At 58.4% G+C, this 19953-nt stretch carries 16 protein-coding genes and 1 pseudogene; 3 read left to right on the forward strand and 14 right to left on the reverse strand.

Annotated elements, in window-relative coordinates:
* Positions 1–100 precede the first annotated feature (100 nt).
* On the forward strand, positions 101–625 hold the full coding sequence (locus OMP38_RS16030; protein ID WP_277566024.1) for a hypothetical protein: 525 nt from the start codon (positions 101–103) through the stop codon (positions 623–625).
* A 20-nt stretch (positions 626–645) separates the two neighbouring features.
* Here the strand turns inward: OMP38_RS16030 and OMP38_RS16035 are convergent, their stop codons facing one another.
* From OMP38_RS16035 to OMP38_RS16055, 5 genes are all read right to left on the reverse strand, one after another.
* Positions 646–1665, reverse strand: a complete 1020-nt coding sequence (locus tag OMP38_RS16035) for a S41 family peptidase (protein WP_277566025.1) — start codon at positions 1663–1665, stop codon at positions 646–648.
* Positions 1658–2350: a hypothetical protein gene (locus tag OMP38_RS16040; protein WP_277566026.1), complete on the reverse strand. Its 693-nt coding sequence runs from the start codon at positions 2348–2350 to the stop codon at positions 1658–1660. The genes OMP38_RS16035 and OMP38_RS16040 overlap by 8 nt, the downstream gene beginning before the upstream one ends.
* A 91-nt stretch (positions 2351–2441) precedes the next feature.
* Positions 2442–3809: a sensor histidine kinase gene (locus OMP38_RS16045; protein ID WP_277566027.1), complete on the reverse strand. Its 1368-nt coding sequence runs from the start codon at positions 3807–3809 to the stop codon at positions 2442–2444.
* A complete protein-coding gene (locus tag OMP38_RS16050) occupies positions 3806–4483 on the reverse strand; it encodes a response regulator transcription factor (protein ID WP_277566028.1) in 678 nt (225 codons plus the stop codon). Before OMP38_RS16050 ends, OMP38_RS16045 begins: the two co-directional genes overlap by 4 nt.
* A gap of 255 nt (positions 4484–4738) precedes the next feature.
* Entirely contained in the window at positions 4739–8845 is a 4107-nt protein-coding gene (locus tag OMP38_RS16055; protein ID WP_277566029.1) for an S-layer homology domain-containing protein, read from the reverse strand.
* A gap of 285 nt (positions 8846–9130) precedes the next feature.
* On the opposite strand from OMP38_RS16055, the gene OMP38_RS16060 reads away from it, so the two are divergent.
* Both OMP38_RS16060 and map read left to right on the forward strand, forming a co-directional pair.
* On the forward strand, positions 9131–9676 hold the full coding sequence (locus OMP38_RS16060) for a TetR/AcrR family transcriptional regulator (protein WP_277566030.1): 546 nt from the start codon (positions 9131–9133) through the stop codon (positions 9674–9676).
* Positions 9677–9682: 6 nt separating this feature from the next.
* Positions 9683–10429, forward strand: a complete 747-nt coding sequence (map, locus tag OMP38_RS16065) for a type I methionyl aminopeptidase (RefSeq protein ID WP_277566031.1) — start codon at positions 9683–9685, stop codon at positions 10427–10429.
* 153 nt (positions 10430–10582) lie between these two features.
* On the opposite strand, the pseudogene OMP38_RS16070 reads toward map, so the two are convergent.
* The 9 genes and pseudogenes from OMP38_RS16070 to OMP38_RS16110 form a co-directional block, all read right to left on the reverse strand.
* A pseudogene (locus OMP38_RS16070) lies at positions 10583–11783 on the reverse strand (MFS transporter).
* A gap of 156 nt (positions 11784–11939) precedes the next feature.
* Positions 11940–12413 (reverse strand): MarR family transcriptional regulator, encoded by a 474-nt coding sequence (locus OMP38_RS16075; protein WP_277566032.1) that lies wholly within the window; start codon positions 12411–12413, stop codon positions 11940–11942.
* A gap of 115 nt (positions 12414–12528) precedes the next feature.
* Positions 12529–14409: a hypothetical protein gene (locus OMP38_RS16080; RefSeq protein ID WP_277566033.1), complete on the reverse strand. Its 1881-nt coding sequence runs from the start codon at positions 14407–14409 to the stop codon at positions 12529–12531.
* A gap of 34 nt (positions 14410–14443) precedes the next feature.
* Positions 14444–14782: a hypothetical protein gene (locus OMP38_RS16085; RefSeq protein WP_277566034.1), complete on the reverse strand. Its 339-nt coding sequence runs from the start codon at positions 14780–14782 to the stop codon at positions 14444–14446.
* A gap of 30 nt (positions 14783–14812) precedes the next feature.
* Complete coding sequence (locus OMP38_RS16090) at positions 14813–15262, reverse strand: hypothetical protein (RefSeq protein WP_277566035.1); 450 nt, start codon at positions 15260–15262, stop codon at positions 14813–14815.
* A gap of 142 nt (positions 15263–15404) precedes the next feature.
* Positions 15405–16121: a hypothetical protein gene (locus tag OMP38_RS16095; protein WP_277566036.1), complete on the reverse strand. Its 717-nt coding sequence runs from the start codon at positions 16119–16121 to the stop codon at positions 15405–15407.
* Positions 16122–16228: 107 nt separating this feature from the next.
* Positions 16229–17875 (reverse strand): type 2 periplasmic-binding domain-containing protein, encoded by a 1647-nt coding sequence (locus OMP38_RS16100; RefSeq protein ID WP_277566037.1) that lies wholly within the window; start codon positions 17873–17875, stop codon positions 16229–16231.
* Between the two features lie 63 nt (positions 17876–17938).
* Complete coding sequence (locus OMP38_RS16105) at positions 17939–18823, reverse strand: carbohydrate ABC transporter permease (RefSeq protein WP_277566038.1); 885 nt, start codon at positions 18821–18823, stop codon at positions 17939–17941.
* Positions 18824–18848: 25 nt separating this feature from the next.
* Positions 18849–19811 (reverse strand): ABC transporter permease, encoded by a 963-nt coding sequence (locus tag OMP38_RS16110; protein WP_277566039.1) that lies wholly within the window; start codon positions 19809–19811, stop codon positions 18849–18851.
* Between the last annotated feature and the right edge of the window lie 142 nt (positions 19812–19953).

Here is a 19953-nt window from a genome sequence, read left to right on the forward strand (position 1 = left end):
CTTTCAATTATATGACACCTTTTAGTGTCATGTCAACGCGTTTATTGGATGTAACTTTCCATAGACCTAAAGTGTCTAATTATAGAAGGGGGGATGACGAATGATGAAAAGAAACACGAAAGTCGCGATCGTCGCGGTCGCCTTGCCTGCAGCCGTAGCCGTCCTGTTGATGTCCCTCTTCGTGCTGTGGAGGACGAACGACGAACTGTTCCAGCGCTTCCGAAGCTTCTCCGTAACCGTGGTCAATCAGTCCGATTACGACCTGGTCTCGGTCGAGACGGGCATTCTGGGCGGCGGCGGCTCCGGCCAAGCGGTCAAGAGCAACGCTAAACACACCTTCGCGAAAACGATCAAGGCGGGAGACAAAAAAGGTGATCAGTCCCAAGCTGCGCATGAACGGCGAGGGCGGCATCTATCTCAAGTACACGAATTCGCGCGGAGACACGGTTCAACGAACGGTATGCTCGTACACGGAGAGCGCGTCCGGCTATTCCACGATCACGATTCAGAACGACGGGGTCGAAGTGAAGGAAAATTGCAGCTAGGCTTCGGCGGCATCGCCAAGCGCAGCAAAGACAAACAAGCAGACGCCGCGCGTCTGCTTGCTGTCCATTTTCAAAAATGATCGCAACCGCCCCGCCGATGCTATCTCTCCATCGCGCCGGTCGCATACTTCAGCTCGACATCCTGCCCTTCCATTACGCTTTCTTTAAACGTTGCTTCGTTGAGGGGAATTTGGATGTCGGGAACCGCGCCCCCTACGCCGGATGCATCGGCGTCGCCCTGGACCGTTTTATCCTGGTTGAGCGACCTTCCATCGGGGAAATGGATGACGTAGCCTTCCGGCATCTTGATCTCGATCGGGCTGCTCACGAGGCCGAACGACCCGGCCGTGGAGGTAAATCCTACGATTTTGACATTCGGCATCCCTTTTAGAACAAGCGGCATTCCTTCTCCCGAGCTGCCGGTTCTGCTATTGATCAAGATCGCTACCTTGCCGTCATAGTAAGGCTTTGAAGGCTTGACCTTGATGACCTCATTCCGGTTCAGTTCAAACTTGCCCGTATATCTGTTGTAATAGCTGACGTATTCATAGATTTTCTCCTTGTTGACGAAGAAGCCGGCCAGATTGGCGGCAAGCTGATCTTCTCCGCCGGGATTATCCCGCAGATCGATGATCAGGCCTTTCGCATTTTTCGCTTTAAACATCCTCAACAGGTCCGCCAGTTTTTTTTCGGGCGAAGCGACATTTGACTTGGGAAGAAAATGCTTGATTTTCACATAGCCGTAGCCGTTGTCAAGCATTTCGCCTTCAATGGGAGATGCCTCCAGGTCGGCCGGGGTCAGCTTGTTCTTCGTTTTCTTCAACGTCTCGAATTGATCGTCATACGCCGTCAGCTTCGTTCGTTCCGTCTCGGACGACCCCCAATTGCGATATTCGACCTGTACTTCCTTGCCGATCGGCGCCCGCACCATGAACCGTCCCTGATTGAACCTTTTCCCCTCATCCGTAGCCGTTCCGTTCTCGCTCCAGCTCGTTCGTTCGAAGGCTTCCGCTCCCGTCATTCCGTCCCATGAGACGATTTCCGCGCCCAGCTTGATTCCGCTCCTGGCGGCGGGGCTGTTCTCCAGGACCAGACTCACGAGAACTTTGCCGTTATCCAACTGTACGGCGCTTAGCCCGAAGCCGCCGCCGACTTCCTTTTTTAAACACCGTATTCCCATCGTACACGTTATCGTTCACGATTTTGATATGCCCGTCGTTCAGGGAGAACAGGTATTCTCTTAACGTTGTATAGTACAAATCGAAGTTTTTGTCGTTCTCAGCCTGTTCGAATAGCGGCTCGTACTTGCTTCGGAGCGCCTCCCAGTCGATGCGCTTCCATTCGCCGAACGGATACTCCCGCGACAAGCGCTCGTTCATTTTCACAAAAGCTTCGGCGTAGCTCAATCCGCTAAGATCGCTAACCGGGTTGTACCGCATGACTCCCGCATACGCCAACGCGAGTATGATGGGGACAACGCCGCATACGCAGATGACGCTCCTTACGATTCGGAATACCTTCCTCTTCGGAGCGGCCCAAGCCTTAGGCTTATACAGTCTCCTCGCGGTGCATAAAAACACGGCCAACGTCAGCGAATCGACGATCAGCGCCAGCAGGGTCGCGTCCCCGGACAGAAGGCTTGCGATCGCCGCAAGCATCCCTGCGCCGGGTAAAAAATCAAACCATCTGTAATGCTTCTTGACAGGCACGGCGTAAAGCGTCAACACGAATAAATTGATGACGCACATCGCCAGCTCATAAACCGTCAGCCATTTTACCGAATCGATCGTCCCGATCACGCTCATGTTCCAACACCTTCCATTCATTTACTCCCTAGCCCCCCATGCGATACATACGGAAGAGTAGGAAAGAAATATGAACGGAGCGTGAACCGGTTTACGCTTTGACAGGCGGAGCGGCAGGCAGCTCGACGATGACCTTCGTGCCCAGTCCGACTTTGCTTTCTATGCGAATGTCGCCGCGATGAAGCTCGACGATTTTTTTGACGATGGACAGACCAAGACCGCTGCCTTCGCTGTCGCTTCTGGACCGATCCGTCTTGTAAAAACGCTCGAAAACCCGGCCAAGTTGTTCAGGCGCAATGCCGATGCCCGAATCGGATAGGGTCAAGAGATAGGCGTCCGTGCAAGCGGTTATTTGCACATGGATGCGTCCGCCTTCGGGCGTAAACTTGATGCTGTTGACGAGGAGGTTCATCCATACTTGGTTGAGTTGATCCTTATCGGCCGTTATTACGGCAGCCTGGGGCAGATCCAGATGCACATCGATGTTTTTCGCCGACCAGAGCGGTTCGCAGCTCACGACGACTTGCCTGATCTGTTCGTCAAGCCGGAACGTGGCATCGTCCATCGGTTGCCGATTGAAATCGAGCGAGGCGAGCTTGAGCAAATTGTCGCTGAGCCTGGATAATCTACCGCTCTCCGTCAGGATGATATCCAGATACTGAATGCGCTCCTCTTCGGGGATGGCGTTCATATCCTTGAGCGCTTTCGCAAATCCGGATATGGATGTCAACGGTGACTGAATCTCGTGCGACACATTCGAGACGAAGTCCTGACGCATCCGCTCCAATTGTTTGAGCCCGACCGCCATCTCGTTAAAGCGCCGAGCCAAGGTGCCCAGTTCGTCCTTGCGCTTCACGCCCAGCTTCACGTCGAAGTCGCCCTTCGCCAGTCGTCGGGTGGCGGCGGTTAGCGCCTTGATCGGTTTGACCACATAGATGGCGGCGATGAGAATGCAGATGCTTCCCGTAATCAAAACGAACAAGAGGATGGTCAGCATCAAGCGAATGAGCGTCGGTTCGTTTTTGGAGGAGGGCAGCAAAAATAAAGCTTGCCGCTCGCTTCCGATTTGGAACGGCAGTCCGATAAACGTCGCCTTGTCCTTGCGGGTCGATCGGTAGATCGTCCCCTCCTTTACTTGACGAACGGCTTCCTGCGAGATCGCAAGCTCGTCCGCGTCGGCGCTGTACTTGAACGATCTCATGACGCCTGCGTCGGCGTACAGTTGAACGGAGTAGGAACTTAGCTTCACCATGCTTTGCATGAACGCCCCCATATCGGCCGGGTGCGTCTGCGCATAGACGCGAACGATCTCTTCGCCCGCGGCGATCAGATCGTTCTGCCCGATCCGGTCTATTTTTGCCTCGAATAGCGCAAGCGCGGCAAGAATGGAGACTAGCAGACCGATGAGCATGGCCGCCAAAAACGTGAACACGACGCGGACGTACAAGGACCTCGTCATCTATTCACCTCGAGCCGGTATCCGAGACTGCGGACCGTCTCGATTCGGAAATGCCCGGCATCTTCGGCGAAGCGCTCCCTTATCCGTTTGATATGAACATCGACGGTTCGGTCGTCGCCCTCATAATCCATCCCCCAAATTTGAACGATGAGCTGTTCTCTGGTCAGGATCTGCCCCGGGTGAGAAGCCAGCTTGAATAATAGTTCAAACTCTTTTAACGGCAACAGAAGCGCTTCGCCTTCGCGGACGACTTTATGGGCTCGCCGGTCCAACACGATTCCGCCTAGTTGAACGATCTGGGAGGCTGCGATTCGATAACGCTTCAACAGCGCCTTTACTCTCATGACAAGCTCAACGGGATCGAACGGCTTGGTCACATAATCGTCCGTACCGAGCTGGAATCCCTTCACCTTCTGACCGGCTTCTCCGATGGCCGTGACCATGAGCAGCGGCATGTCCGCGTACAGTCGTCGGATCTCCCTGCACAATTCCCAGCCGTCCATATGCAGCATCATAATATCGATAATCGCCATATCGACGGCCGAGCGCTCCAGGACAGAGAGGGTTTCGACGCCGTCCTTCGCTTCGAAGACGTCAAATCCTTCGTTACGCAAATACAAGGCGATAAGCTTGCGAATATGCGCGTCATCGTCCGCGACAAGTATGTTGGCCATTTCCCGATTATCCCCTTTAATTCGCTTGGGCTGAATTCCATACCCAAAGGGATTCGACGCCCCCCTTCGAAACTCCTTGAGCCGGCATCCATACGAAACGGGCGGGCGTCGACATCAAATGCGCGCCAAATGCGGGAGCGGCCAAAACAGTAGCGATAGGCCAAAAACGCAAACGGGACGAAGCAGAAAATTTCTCTGCTCCGTCCCGTTTGACAATGTCAGCTTCGATTCAGCTTTGTGCTTCAACCTGAGCGATTATTGGAACAAGAGCATCGAGATCACTTTGGCGGTCTCCGCACGGCTGGCCGGGTCAAGCGGCTTGAAGCTGCCCGTTGCATCGCCCTCCATGAGGCCAAGCTTGCGTAATGCTTGAGCCGCGTCGCGCGCCCAATCCGCGAGATCGGCCTGATCCGAAAAGCTCGCGCCGCCGCCTTCTTGAGGAACGGCAACCTTGCGATATTCCAGGGCCCGTTGGAGCATGACGGCCATTTCCTGCCGCGAGATGTCCGCGTTCGGGTTGAAGCGGCCGCCGCGGTCGCCCGTCACGATGCCGTTCTCTGCCGCCGCGGCGACAGCCGCGCCGTACCAGGCATTTCCTTTCACGTCCGCGAATGCAGCCGCGCCCGATGCCTTCAGCCCAAGCGCTCTGGCGATCATCGCCGTGAATTCCGCCCTCGTCACTTTCTTGTCCGCGCTTACCTGCCCGTTGCCGGTACCTTGCATCACGCCGATGCCGGACAGCATCTGGACGTACGGATAAGACCAATGGGACGCCGCAAGATCCGAATAATCGTGCTTCACTTCAATCGCCGCGTACGTCGCGCCCGAGGACAAAGACGCCGCCTGCTTTTGATTAACGATGCTGAAGGCCGCGAGTTCCAGGCTGCCGCTGTCGGTCACCCGGTACAGATTCGTATAAGGCGTCAGGGACAAGCCGTTCCAATCCAGCTTATACGCGAAGGCCTTGCCGTTCGAAGCCACGGTGAAGGCTATGCGGCCGGAGGCTTCCGCGTTCGGTGCCGTCGCGAGCTGCTTCAGTGCGCCGGCATTCGCGAATTCCTCCTTTTTCCACGTCAGGACGAGATCGGACCCGTCGGCAGGCGCACTCAGCTGCGCGGCCTCGATCCGAATGCCCGGCTGTCCGTCGCCTTGGATGACCAGGGAGCCGACTTTGTTGGCGGCCAGCTTGGACAACATGCCGGTTCCGATCTTCAATTGCTGAACCGTGCCGGCCACCTTCACCGTCAGCTCGCCGTTCGACTGGACCGCTTGCAGCTCCTTCTCGGTCAGCTCGTAGACCGTCTTGCCCGTGTCTCCTGAACCGGTCTGGTTGTTCGGCGTACCCGGTCCTGGCGTACCAGGATCCGTCGTCCCGCTCGTCTTGGCAATAGCGAACGAATCGACGAGCTCGCCGGTCAGCGTTCTGGCTTCGACCTTCATCGCGTCGTCGGCGACTCGAACATGCGTATAGACAGGCACGTCGTCATCGTACGAGAAGTTCAGGTAATCGTACTTCTCGCCATCGTAGAACTTCCAGCCGGACGAGCCGCCATCCAGGTACACGGTACCGGTGCCGCTGGCAGCGACCTTGCCGCCCGCCATCGGATACGTCCGCGCGTACACGTGATCGTGACCGACGAGGACCAGATCGACCTTGCGGCTCTCGAGGATATCGGCAAAATAAATTTTCACGTCCTCCGCAAGATCCCCGCGGCCGGCTTCCGTGTGGTAGACGGGACGATGGAACATCGCGATGGTCCATTTTTTCTTGTTGCCGTCCAGGTCCTTGCGCAGCCAATCCGCCTGCAAGGCCATCTGCTCCTTCGTGCCTTCGGAGTTCAGGACGACGAAGTGCGTATCGTCCACATCGTAGGCATAAGCGTACTCCTTGTACGCCTCCGGTCCATTGTCCGGCAGGCTCGCGCCCTTGGCATAGACCTCTTTGCCCTCCGCCTTCACGTCGTGGTTGCCGAGCGTCGTCGCCGAAGGAAGGAACGTCGCGTAGCTTGCCGAAGCTTCCCAGAATCGTTTCCACTCCGCAAACGCCCCGCCGACATCAACCGCGTCGCCGCCATGCATCAGGAATTGAGTATCCGGATACTGATCGAGCGCGTTCTGAACGAGGGATTGGTACGTCACCTTGCCGTTGTCGGCTTTGACGTGGGAGTCCGTCACGAACACGAACGACACCGGCGTGGATGTCTTCGCGTCCGTCGTCGCGTAGTCGTACCAATCGCTCCACGCGCCTTCGCTGCCGACGCGATACTTGTAGGCCGTCGACTCGCTTAAGCCCCCGATCAGCGCCGTGTTGAACCGGATCTCGCCCTTCGGTCCGTTTTCCAGCTCGCTGAGCACTTGGTTGGCGCTCTCCGCTTCGACGGTCGTGACCTTCGAGGCGTCAGGCGCCGGCGCGTCCTTCGCCCAATCGGCTGCCTTCACATATTGAATGTAGTTCGCCTGGGCCATCGGGCTCGTGATCCATCCCACGCTCAGTTGCGACGACAGATCCTCCGTCACGTACGTCTGTACGTATTCCGGCTTCAGATTACCGTACGGCTCGACGACCTCGAAGCTCATCGCCGCGCTGTTCTTGCTGCCGACGACCGCTTGCGCCTTGTACGTCCCGAGCGCCAGTGTCGTCAGATTCGTCTTCAGCTCGCCCTTCTCGTCCGTCCGGCCCAAGGACAGGTTTAAAGGAACGATCGACGCGGCGTCCACGTTCGTCTCTTCCACGTACCCGGTCGTGGCGCCGTCGGGCAGCATGACTTCGAACCAGCCGTGGTCCGCTTCCGGGGTCCCGTAGACACGCGTGCCTTCGGGAAGGGTAGCCACCACGGGCTCGGACGTATCGTCGTCCTCATACACCGACGCTTGCGCGCTTAACTTCACGACGGCCATCTGCTCGAGCATGCCGCGCAGGTAGACGTCCGCCCCCGCGAACGGCGTGCCGTCATGCGTCGTCACCTTGAAGGTCGACGTCGAATTCAGTCCGACGCCCTCAACCGTCATCAAGTAAGGAAAGGCAATCGTATAGCGGATCGGCTGGGCCAAGGAAGAGACCGCAGCGGCATCCGATGCGAGCGTGCCCGCGCTCATCTTCACGCGCTTGAAGCTCTCGCCGCGGCTCAGCACGGCATCCGGGCTGACGCGGAACTGCACCGTGGCCAGCTCGCCGGCGGATGAGATGTCTTTCACGTCGAATTGAAGCTTACCGCCGGCATCCGACGTCTTGGTCGCCGTCGTGCCGTTCTTGGCAACGATCTGCTCGACCGTCAGCGTGCTTGGGTCATATTGAAGTTCGACCTTCGAGGACTTGCTCGTCCGGTCTCCGGCGAGGGATACGGTCACTTCGTACAGCTCGTTGCTGACCGCCTCGGCCGGAGCCGACATGACGAGGCGCTCGCCGGCATCTTCCGTGAAGGAATAGCTTAGCCGGGCCGGATTGCCGTCCTGATCCTTGGCAGACACGACCACCTCGTGGTATCCGCTCGTGATGAGCGCCGCCGGCAGGGTCAGCAGCTTCGTTTCCTCCGAGTAAGCCGACTGGGTCGTCAGATCCTTCCCGTCTACGAGGAGCGAGATCGAGCTCGGGTCGATGCCGGACATCTTGTCGGTGCCCGCTTGCACGTCCTGAATGCTCACCTCGAACTTATCCAGGTCGCTCGTCAGCAGCGCATTCGGCGCCGGAGAGACGGCCTGAATCGCGGGTACTTCCCGATCGAGCCCCTTGTCCTCGTAGATCAGCTGGACGTCGTCGATCCAGACGGAGCCTTTGTTCTTCTTGGACATGTCCGATTGCTTCAGCTGGAAGTAGAGCTCCAGCGAGCTGCCTTCGATCTTGTCCTGAGGCACGTCGACCTCTATGTACTTCCAGCCCGTCCAGTTCACGCCGACGGACGCGTCCGCATAGTATTGGGGCGTGAAGGACGAGCCTTTGCTGTCGCGGAACTTGGTCGTCAACAGATGGCCGTCGTTGCTGCCGTATACCCATAGGCCGACCTTGAGCGGTTTGCCTTGAATCGCGATGCTGCCGGCACCGGGAGCCAGCTCCAGCTGCGACGGATTGTCGACGACGTCGATCATGTCGTAATCGATCTTCAGCGAGTAGTTGCCGTTCCTCACGTGCTCTATATCGTCCTCGATCGACGCGCTGGCCGAGACGACTCGCTTCGGATTCAATTTGACGGCCCCGGCGTTGCCGGACTCGAAGTTCTCCAGCATCAGCACGCCGTCGGCGTCGGGGACGGTCGGGGCCGCTAGCGCGACATGCTTGGCCGTCGCAGGCACGGCTAAGGGAACGGCGAATAGCACCGCCATCGATCCGACGATGATTCGGGCAAGGCTCTTTTGACTTTTTCTCAAGTAAGGCACATCCTCTCATTCATGCATAGGGCCAATAAATGAGATTATAGAAGGCCGATGTTAAGTCGGATGCGAGTTAATGTCATCCGGTGGTGAAATCGCCAAAAAATGAAGGGATCCGCTCGGAGCCGCCAAGCGAGACTTCGCTCTTTTGGTCCAGTGCCGACTTGCATATCCCCGCTCCGTGCGTTACGATTTTTATATCGACAAATATGCAGGTCTATATAAGGAGGATTCAAGCGTTCATGTGCCCCCCGCACCAAAGAACAAAACGAGCGCATCCGCTTGCAACGCAGAGAACAGATCCTGGACGCCGCAGCGCGCGCCTACTTCCATACGGGAGGCGGCTTCGATATTCGCGACGTCGCCCGCGAAGCCAAGCTCGGCTACGGCACGGTATACCATTACTACCCGAACCGGCATTTATTAATAGAGGACGTGCTGGACAGCGGCTTCGAGCGATGCGAGCAAGCCCTGGCAGAATGGACGGCAAGCTGCGGCGGCAGCGCGGACGACAGGCAGCTGTTGGCTTATTGCACGGCGCTGCTCCGGCTGTGGCAGTCGGATGCCCGCGCCTATCTCGTCTACAAGATGGCGGCGGAGCATTATGCGGGATTGCCTGAGAAGGATCGGCAAGCCGCCAAGAGACGATTCATGGATCGGCTGTACGTTCCGCTCCAATCGATCGTCCGGCGCGCAGACGACGGTATCGATTATATGTTTGCCCTGCTGGTCGGCTGCTGCGGGCTGCGCTACTATGCGGGCACTTCCGAGCTGGACGTCGACCGAATCGCCAAGCTCGCGATGCAAGCCATTACGAAGGAGTCCTGATCCGACATGGTCATTTTAAAAAGCAAGCACGAAATCGAGGCCATCCGCAAGGCATGCCAGGTCGTGGCCGAATGTCACCGCACGATCGCCCCGCTCATCCAGCCGGGGATCACGACGAACGAGATCGAACGCATCTTCGACGAGATCATCCTGAAGCACGGCGCCAAGCCCTACACGAAGGGCTATAAGGGCTATCAATATACGACCTGCGCCTCCGTCAACGACGTGATCGCGCATGGCTTCCCCAGCGACAAGCCGCTTGCGGAGGGCGATATCGTGACGATCGACACGGTCGCGGAGCTCGACGGCTGGCTCGGCGATTCGGCCTGGACTTATGCGGTCGGGAAGATCTCGCCTACGGCCGAGAAGCTCATGCGCGTCACCAAGGAATGCCTCGACCTCGGCATCGCGCTGGCGCAGCCCGGCAATCGGCTCGGCGACGTGACGAGCGCCATCCAGCAGCATGCCGAATCGAACGGCTTCGGGGTCGTGCGCGACCTGCTCGCGCATGGCATAGGCCGGGACCTGCACGAGGAGCCGAACTATATGCATGTCGGCAAGCCCGGCAAAGGCCTCCGTCTCAAGGAGGGCCTGGTATTCACGATCGAGCCCATGATCACCGAAGGCACCTACAACATGACCATCGATGCGGACGGCTGGACCGCGCGGACGCTGGACCGCAAGCTCGCCGCTCAATACGAGCATACGATCGCCGTCACGGCCGAAGGTCCGCAAATTCTGACCGCGCAATAGAAGTATCAATAAGGTACAGTCTCCCGAGCTTCCAAGGGAGCTGTACCTTTTAGCGTTCAAGACATGCCGTCACCCCTTTCGAGGAGCTGCGGCTATAACCGAAATAACCCGCTAGGTGGCACTTTTCAATGTGCGCATCTTGCGGGTTAAGCGTCACAGCCTCAGCGTCTGCCTGAATGCCAATAATACCGGAATGGCCGCCGCGATCAATATAATCCCCATCACGGCAGGCGCTTCATGCCCCAGCAAGACATAGATTTGCCCCCCGGCGATCGGCCCGATCATCCTGGCCAGCGCCTGAATCGATTGGCTGCCGCCCTGAATCCGTCCTTGCTCGCTCGCATCCACGGACTTCGACAGCATTCCATTGAACGAAGGCCCGAAGATCGAGTCGCCGAATCCGAAGACAAACATACCGGCGATTAATAGCGGATAGAACGAGAGCAAAGCCGATGCCGCAATCAAGCCATAGCCCGTCATTTCCGCAGCCATCCCGAGGAACGCGATTTGCTTATCGCCAAGTTTCTTCAGCAGCTTGGGCATGATCAAGCCTTGCGATACGATGTCTTGAACGCCCATGATCGAGAACATCAGTCCGATCAGCGCAGGCTTCCACGCGAACGTATCCATGGAAAATTGCGAAAACAGGGCCTGCAGCGAACCGTTGGGAACCCAGAGCAAGAACGCTGCGACGAGGAGCCTGCTCAAATTTTTGGCGGACAAGATGGCGGCAAGCTGCGCAAAAGGATTCAATCTGGACGGGGCGATCTTCTTCAATCTGTTCGGCTTGGCGAGGCTCTCCGGCATAAAGAAGAATCCGAAAACAACGTTCAATAAAGTGATGAGGGCTCCGAAATACATGGGCGCCGCATAACCGAACTTGGCCAGCAACCCGCCGAGCGTCGGGCCGATGACGGTGCCCGCGCCGACGACCGCGCCCGCCCATCCGAAGTACTTGGTCCGCTGCTCCGGCGGGATGATGTCCGCAAAGTAGGCGAAAATCGTGCCGATGCTCCCGCCCGTAATCCCTTCAATGATACGCCCGGCGAACAGCACCCACAGCGCGCCGCCGATGCCGAAAACGAAGTAACCGATAGCGGAGCCGAGCAGGCAGAGCAAGAGCAGCGGGCGACGGCCGTATCTGTCGCTCAGCGCGCCCAGTACGGGAGCGGCAAAAAAACACGCAGCCTGCATAAACGGCGGTCAGCAGCGTCACCGCGGTCGCTTGATCTCCGGGATCGCGGATATACGGCTGCACCAGGAACGGAACGACGGGCGCGACGATGCTAAAGCCGATGCCGCACAGGAACACCGACATCAGGCCGAATAGAAGCGCCTTTTTATCTAGTGTCATTGCATATTCTCTCCTTGACGATTTATATTTTGTTTCCCAGGAAACATGCTAATCGTAATGTCATTTTGTTTCCTTGTCAACAAAATTTAGAGCAAAAAAAAAGCAGCCCTTCTCCAACGAGATGCGCTGCCCCTCATTTCACGTCTGGAATTCCAATCATTCCGGCGTCCGATCGACGCCCTGATTCTTCATCTCCGCATCCAAATGTCGGCTGTACCGCTCCACGAAGCGCATCATCTGATCCCATTGCGCCTCGGTTATCGGCTCGAATACCGCTTTGTCCCGCTCCCGGAACTCGTTGTGCAGCTGCTCATGGATTCGATTAACGGCTTCGCCCCGCTCCGTCAGCTTAAAATAAATTTCCTTCTTGTTATCCGGCCGCTGGAAGCTCTCGATCAGCCCTTTCTCCATGAGCTTCTTCGCGATCTTGCTGATCGCGCTTCTCGTCATGTAAAAGTGCTCTGCAAGCTTCGTCACGTTGGCATCCGCATGCTTGCCGATGTATTCAATACAGTGCACCTCAGAAGGCTTGTGCCCCTTCAGGCTGACTTCCATCTTGGACTTATTAAGCCATACCAGCTTGTTGTACAGATCCCTGAAGCCGCTAATGACCTGATCTTCCTTGTTCATGGCCTTATATCCTCCCGCGGGTTGGTGCAATAACCTTAGTATAACATCGAGCGAACGCAAAAACGGGACTGCGCGGAGAACTTCTCCGCTCGGTCCCGTTTACATGGTTCTTTCCTTACTGATAGATCAACGCATCGACCTCGACATAATAATTCGTGGCGATCACGTTCTTGTCGCTACGGGCCACGATCTTGATCGTGTGGTTCCCGCTGGGGAGGTCCTGCTTGCTGTATACCGTGATGCCCGTATGGCGGTTCGGGCTGTAGAGGTCGACGGTCCGGTCCAGCGTCCCGTCGATGTACACGTCGGCTTTGCCGTGGTCCGCGTCCAACTTGCCCACCCACTCCACGCTCGTCCCCGTGAAGGACGCTTCGGCATAGGAACCCGCCGTGGTGGTGTAGTGTCCCGTATGCTTGTAATAGTCGACGCCGGATACGCTGGTGAGCCAAGTGCCGGCATAATTCCAGCTCGGATGGGTGTCGTCCCGGGTCACGACCGGCGTGCCCTGCGAGACGTTGAACCGGTCGACTTCGACATAGCTGCCTACCGAAGAGGCATTCCGGTCGCTCCGCGCGACGATCTTGATCGTATGCGAGCCGGCGGACAGATCCCGCTTCGTATAGAGCAGCGTGTCGATGTAGCGCTCGGCATTGTACAGGTCGACGGTCTGGTCCAGCGTTCCGTCGATGTACACGTCGGCCTTCCCGTGGTCCGGCCCCAGCACGCCGTACCACTCGATGCTTTTTCCGGTAAACGTATACTGCGCATAACTGGCCGACGTCGTCGAGAAGTGGCCGGTATCTCCGTAGTAGCCCGTCCCAGTCGGAATGCTGGTCGGCCACGTGCCCGAATACGCGATGCCGCTCGCGGCGTCATCCGTCGCCGTCGGCATGCCCGTCGTGACGTTCATGCGATCGACCTCGACGTAGTAGTCGGTGGACGCGGCGTCCTTGTCGCTGCGGGCCACGATCTTGATCGTATGGCTGCCCGGCGTCAGGCCCGTCTTGGAATAAATCTCCGTGTCGACGAACCGGTTGGCGGCGTACAGATTGACCGATTGATCCAGGACATTGTCGATATAGACGTCCGCGGTCCCGTGATCCGGCCCCTTCACGCCCGACCATACGACATTGGTACCGTTGAACGCGTACTGGACGTAGCTGCCCGGCGTCTTGGTGAAGTGGCCGGTATTGCTATAATAGCCCGTCCCGGAAGGAATGCTCGTCCCCCATGTTCCCGTATAAGTAAACGCGGCATCCGCATCGTCCGTCACCTGGACGCCGGGCCCTTTTCCGAGCAAGCCGTTCTTGATCGCGACCAGCTGCGCGAGCTGCGGCGCGTTGATATTGCCGGTCTTGTCCACATGCGGGCCGAAGGACAGCACGCCGTTCTGATTGGTCACCTTCGACAGATAATCGACGATGTAGGGCGTCGTATACTTCAGCCCGAAGCTATTCCAGTCGTTGCCCTGGTAGGCCGTCTCGCTCCACTGAATGCCGCCGATCCACCTCGTATACGGGGCCGCATTGGCTTGCGACGGGAGAATGGACAGCTGATTCTGCTCGCCCGTAATATAATCCGCGTGCGTCGTCATCGGCAGATCGACGGCCAGGCCGGGATCGAAGGCGACGATGGCATTGGCGTTGCCATGCTTCGCGGCCGCCGCGAACGTCTGGAAGTTGTGCGCCTTCGTATAGTCGGTATACGCCTGCGAGATGTCCGGCTTGCCGTACTGTGCGCCGTTGTTGTACGTACCGTCGAACCACCAGCCGGCGACCTTGGAGCCGTACCGGTCCGACCATTCCTGGATGATGCTCTCCCACTTGGCCTGGAAATCCTGCGTGGCCAGATGATCGTAGATCGGCGCCGGATCCCCGAGGATGTCGCCGACGTCGGGATCGTCGGAGGGCGTGCGCGCGGGAAGATAGAGCATCAGCTTGATGCCGTACGGCGCGAGCGCGTCGTATAGATCCATCGGCAGATCCCGCGTGGACATCTTGGTCGTCGCGGCGGTCCTGCCCGTCAGCAGATCATAGGTCGCATTGGGGGGAAGCGAAGTATCCGGAGTTCTGCCCTAGCGTGAAGATCACGTACTTCGCCCCGGATTCTTTCGCTTGCTGGGCGAATCGCGTGACGTTGAAGCCGTTAACCAGCGTATTCCAGTCGCCCGTCATATCGCCGCCGCCATAGAGCCATTGGACGAAGAGGCCGTACTTCCCCTGCATGAACCAGTCCGTATTGGCATTGTACGTCTGCGCGGACGCCTGCTGCCTGGGTATCGCGAGTCCGACCAGCATCGCCGCGACCAATAGCATCCGGAATAATGCGTTTTTCTTGAGAAATCCCATCGTCATCATCGACTTCGTCATCCTCATGAGCCTCCTTTACGTATATGGGCCCTAACTGTCCTTCAGACTGTCCTTAATCGCCAGCAGCTGCGCCATCTGCTGCCGGTCCAGCCGGCCGAACCGGTTGACCTTCGTGTCCAGCGCAATGACGCCGCCGCGGGCCACCGCCTCCGTCACCCAGGAGACGAGGTCATCGGTCGGCCAGTTCAAGCCGGCATTGCCCCATCCGGCCAAATCCTTCACGAACTCGCCCAGGAATGTCCAGTGGAACCACTGCACGCCGTTCGCCTTGTCCGCCCAACGTCCGTCCGCCGGCAGCGGTCCGATCTCGTTGGTCTCTCCAGCGATGTAGTCCTCGAAAGGGGAGTTGACGAGAATGTCGCTGCCGATGCCGGCGTTGAACGCGACGATCCGCGAGGCGTTCCCGGACTTGGCCGCGTTCACCAGGCTGTACCAGTTGTAAGGCTTGCTCAGATCGTCGTAAGCCTCCTGGAACCACATGCCGTCGAACCACCAGCCCGCGACCTTGTCCCCGTACCGGTCCGACCACTCCCGGATGACCGCCTGCCATTTGGCCTGCGTCTCCTGGGACGGCGCGATCTCGACCGGATAATCGAATGCCTTGTTGATGGCGAAGTCGCCCTCATTCTTGTGCGCCTTGCTGGGGGGGATTCGCCGGGGAATACAGGATGAGCCGGATGCCGTGCGGAGCGAGCGCCTCGGCGATCTCCATCGGCAGGTCCCGGGTCGAAGCCCGCTCGCCCGGCTGCACGCCCGCGATGCGGTCGTACGTCGCGTTGGGCGACAGCAGGTACCCGCTGTTCTGCCCGGTCGTGAGGATGACGAAGCCGGCGCCCGTCTCCACGACCTGCTGCACGTACGCGTCTACGTCGAAGCCGTTAATGACCGCGTCCCAAGACTCGCCCGGCTGCCACGCTTCTCCCGGCTCCGCGGCGACGCGGTTCATGAACTCGGCCAGCAGATGGTGGGAGATGCCGTAGCGCGCGCGGTGCAGCCAGTCCGTGTTGGGATTGCCCTCCACGTCGGCGATCGGCCCTGCGGCATCGCTCGTCGCGGACCGGGGCACGGCGCCATCGGCATCCTCGCGAACCGTGACCTCGCATTTGTAATAGCGGCCCACGGCGTCGGCGGCGAGCGGCAGCGTATCCTGGACCGCCCCGATCACCGGGTTGTAAGTTCCCTCCTTCGCATTCGAATTGAACCATTTATAGGAGATTTCCTTGGTTCCAGTTTCAGTTCCTTTTGTCACGCCGCCGAGCGATCGTACCACCGCCTTCAGCTGGCTTTTCTTCCGCAGCGGACCTGCGATCGTTACCTCATAAGCGCCTTCGATACGCATCGGGATGCACACTCCTCGCGAACCTGCGGACAGCGCTGAAGCGAACACCGGAGCGCACTTCTATCGCCTCGATCTTCGCTTCAGCCGCTGCCTAGCCTTGTTCTGTATTATTTTTTGTTCAATTCGTCCAGCTTGGCCTGCGCCTCCGCCAGCACCTGCTCGCCGCCCGCCTTCTTCCACTCCGCGACGAAGGCGTCGAACTCGCCGATCGGACGTCTGCCCGTAATGAAGTTGATATAGTTCTTGATCGTCATCTGGTCGAGCGCGTCCTTGAACTCCGTATAGACCGGCTTGCTCAGCGGCGTCATGAAGTCGTACTTGCCGATGCCCTTGCTCGCGGCCTCTTCCTTGACCGGCATGAGATCCTTGCGGGTCATGAACGGCGCCTGAAAGTCATAATCGTTGAAGCTGGCCGGCGCATGGTAGTATGGGCCGATACCGAACTTCGTCCGCTCCTCTTCCTTGTCGTACGGCGGCAGATAGACGTAGCTGCCGTCTTCCTTGCGCTCGTACGTGACGCCCTCTTCTCCATACTTGATCTTGGTGAAGAGATCCATGTCGAACGAGGTGGCGTCGAACATCTGCAGGTACTTGGCCATCTTGGCCTGGTCCTTCTCGAGCTGGATGCCGAACTGAATGCCGGTGCCGAGCATCGGGTTGCCTTCCGTGATGCCGAATTTGCCGTCCGGTCCCTTGGGCCCGCTGCTGAGCGCCCACTCGGCGTTCGGCACCTGCTCGCGCAGCTTCACGTAATACTTGCCGCTGAAGAAGGCTTCCGGCTGGATGAATTCCCACCATGATCGGGCCACGGCGCCCACTTTGCTGGAGATGACCTTATCGTCGAGATTGGTGTCTTTATTGACGAAGAATTCGGGATCGATCAGTTCGCTCTTGAACCATTTGCTCAACGTGGTCAGCGCTTCCTTGGCGCCGGGCTCCACCTCGCCGCGAACCGCCTTGCCGTCCATGTCCACCGTCGCGCCCGGATACACCCCATAGGCGCCGAATACCGGCGAGAAGATCGCGGCGATCGAAGGCCCTTGCCCCGACGTGGTCACGGCGGTCATGCCGTAGGTGTCCTTCTTGCCGTTGCCGTCCGGATCGTCGTTGCGGAACCTGGTCAGCGCCTCGCCCATCTCGTCGATCGTCTCCGGCGTCTTCGTGATGCCCACCTTCTCCAGCCAGTCCTTGCGGTAGCCGAGTACCTCGGAGGAGGAGGCGAGCGTCCACAGGACGGGCAGGCTGTAGATCTTGCCGTCCGGACGTCTCACGTAGCGCATCGGATCGGGGCCGAGGTTCTTCTCCATCCACTTCATATAGTTCGGGGCGTTCTTCTCCAGCAGGTCCAGCGGGATCTCCGCGGCCGCGCCCTGATCCGCGAACTTGTCGGCGTCGGCAAAGGGCACTTCCTTCCACCAGTCCGGGATGTCTCCCGAGGCGATCTGCAGCAGTAGCTTCTCCCGGATCGCGTCGGGGTCGTTGGTGGACGTGTAGAAGTCGAGGTCTACGCCCAGCTTCTCCCGGATGGCGTTCATCGCGTAGCCGTTGAGATTCGTCTTGTCCGCGTCGAAGTTCCATACCATGAGCTTCATTTTTTCCCCTGAAGCGCTTGCGGAAGCCGACGCGCCGGCCGTGCCCGACGCCGCTGCCGGCGAGGGGCTGTCATTGTTGTTCGAGTTGCCGCACGCCGAGACGATGAGTCCCACCTGGATGACACTTAGACCTGCAGCGAGCCACTTCATGCGTTTAACCATCTGGATACCGCTCCCTTTTTTTATGATCTGTCCGATGATCCGTTGAAGCTCTATTTGAAGGACTTAGCCTTTAATAGCACCGACCATGACACCTTTGACGAAGTATTTTTGCACGAAGGGATACACGACCAGCATCGGAACGATCGAGAGGACGATGACCGTCGATTGCAGCTGCCGGCCCGTATACTTGGTGTTCGTGCTCATCTTCTGGATCATCGCGTTCAGGTTCGAGGTATCGTTCTCGATGACGATCTTGCGCAGCACGACCTGCAGCACCTGCTTGCGGCTGTCCGAGATGTAGATCAGGCTGTCGAACCAGGCATTCCAGTGCCCGACGCCGACCCACAGCGCGACCGTGGCCAGCACCGGCGTGGAGAGCGGCACGATCAGGCTGACGAAGATCCGGACGTAGCCGGCGCCGTCCACCCGGGCGGACTCCTCGAGGCTCTCGGGGATCGACCGGAAGAAGTTGCGCATGATGAGCACGTTAAACGCGCTGATCATGCCCGGCAGCACGAGGGACCAGACCGAATTCAACAGCCCCAGGTTCTTGATGAGCAGATAGTTCGGGATGAGCCCGCCGCTGAACAGCATCGTGAACAGCAGCAAGCCCGTGAAGGTCCGGTTGAGCGGCAGATCCTTCTTGGACAAAGGATACGCCGTCAGCGCCGTGAATACGAGAATCAGGACGACGCCGAGCACCGTGCGGACGATCGTATTGAGATATCCCGTCCAGAGCGGCGTGTAGTGAAAGGCCAAGCGATACGCTTCGAACGACAGCTGGCGCGGAAAGAGCATGAAGCCGGTCGAATAGGCCGAGGCGCCTTCCTCCAGGGACAGCACGATCTGGCTCCAGAAGGGGTACAGCGTGACGAACATCAGGACGACCATGCCGGCGTACAGCAGCGCGTCGATCATTTTCCCCGTAAGACTCTTGCGGTACACCATCGTAGAACCTCCTTGCTCTGCGGCATCACCACAGCGTGTGCTCGTTCCCGCCGATCGTCTTCACGATCCGATTCACGCCGAGGACGAGGATGAGCGCCACGACCGACTTGAACAGCCCGACCGCCGTGGAGTAGCTGTAGTTCGCGTTGATGAGTCCGATCCGGTACACGTAGGTATCGATGATATCGGCTACGTCCATGACCTGCGCGTTGTACATATTGAAGATCTGATCGAAGCCGGCGTCCAGGATGGACCCCATGGACAGGATCAGCATGATCGAGATGACGGGCACGAGCATCGGCAGCGTGATATAGCGCATCCGCTTGAACCGTCCCGCGCCGTCGATGATGGCCGCCTCGTGGAGCTGCGGGTCGATCCCCGCGATCGCCGCGAGATAGATGATCGAGCCCCAGCCGAAGCTCTGGTAGATGGAGGTCCCGACCAGGATCGACCGGAAGTAATGCTCATCCGCCATGAAGATAATCGGAAGATGGTCCATCGCCTTGAGCAGCAGGTTGATCGGGCCTTCCAGCGAGAAGATCGTGATGAAGATGCCCGACAGGACGATCCATGAGATAAAGTGAGGCAGATACGAGATCGTCTGCACCCATCGCTTGAACCGGCGGCCCGGCAGCTCGTTCAGCAGGATGGCGAACAGGATCGGGACCGGGAAGCCGAACAAGAGCTTGTAGAAGCTGATGATCAGCGTATTTTTGAGCACTACGTAGAAGTGGGGGTCATTGAAGGCCTTGTCGAAGTACTTCATGCCCACCCAGGGACTGTTCGCGATGCCTCCCATAATCTTGAATTCCTTGAAGGCCAGGATCGCCCCGTACATCGGGATATAATTGAAGATGATCAAAAAAACAAAACCGGGTACGAGCATGAGCAGCAGCGCGCGATATTTGACGAAGCGCCTGGCTCTCTCGCCGGGTCCTGCCCGGGTTCGGAGCTCGCGGTAAGCCGTCGGTGCGCCGATATCCGACACGGTTCCCCCCTCCTCTCTCTTGGTTGCGCATGACTTGCGCTCTTAATCGCAGGTACATCGTAGCATAGGTTTGGAAGCGCTGTATTCTTCTCATATCTTCGATTCGTTTCACTTTACTGCGATGTTCTCCGGACGATGTTGA

The organism is Cohnella ginsengisoli (genome assembly GCF_029525555.1).
Lineage (GTDB): Bacteria > Bacillota > Bacilli > Paenibacillales > Paenibacillaceae > Cohnella > Cohnella ginsengisoli.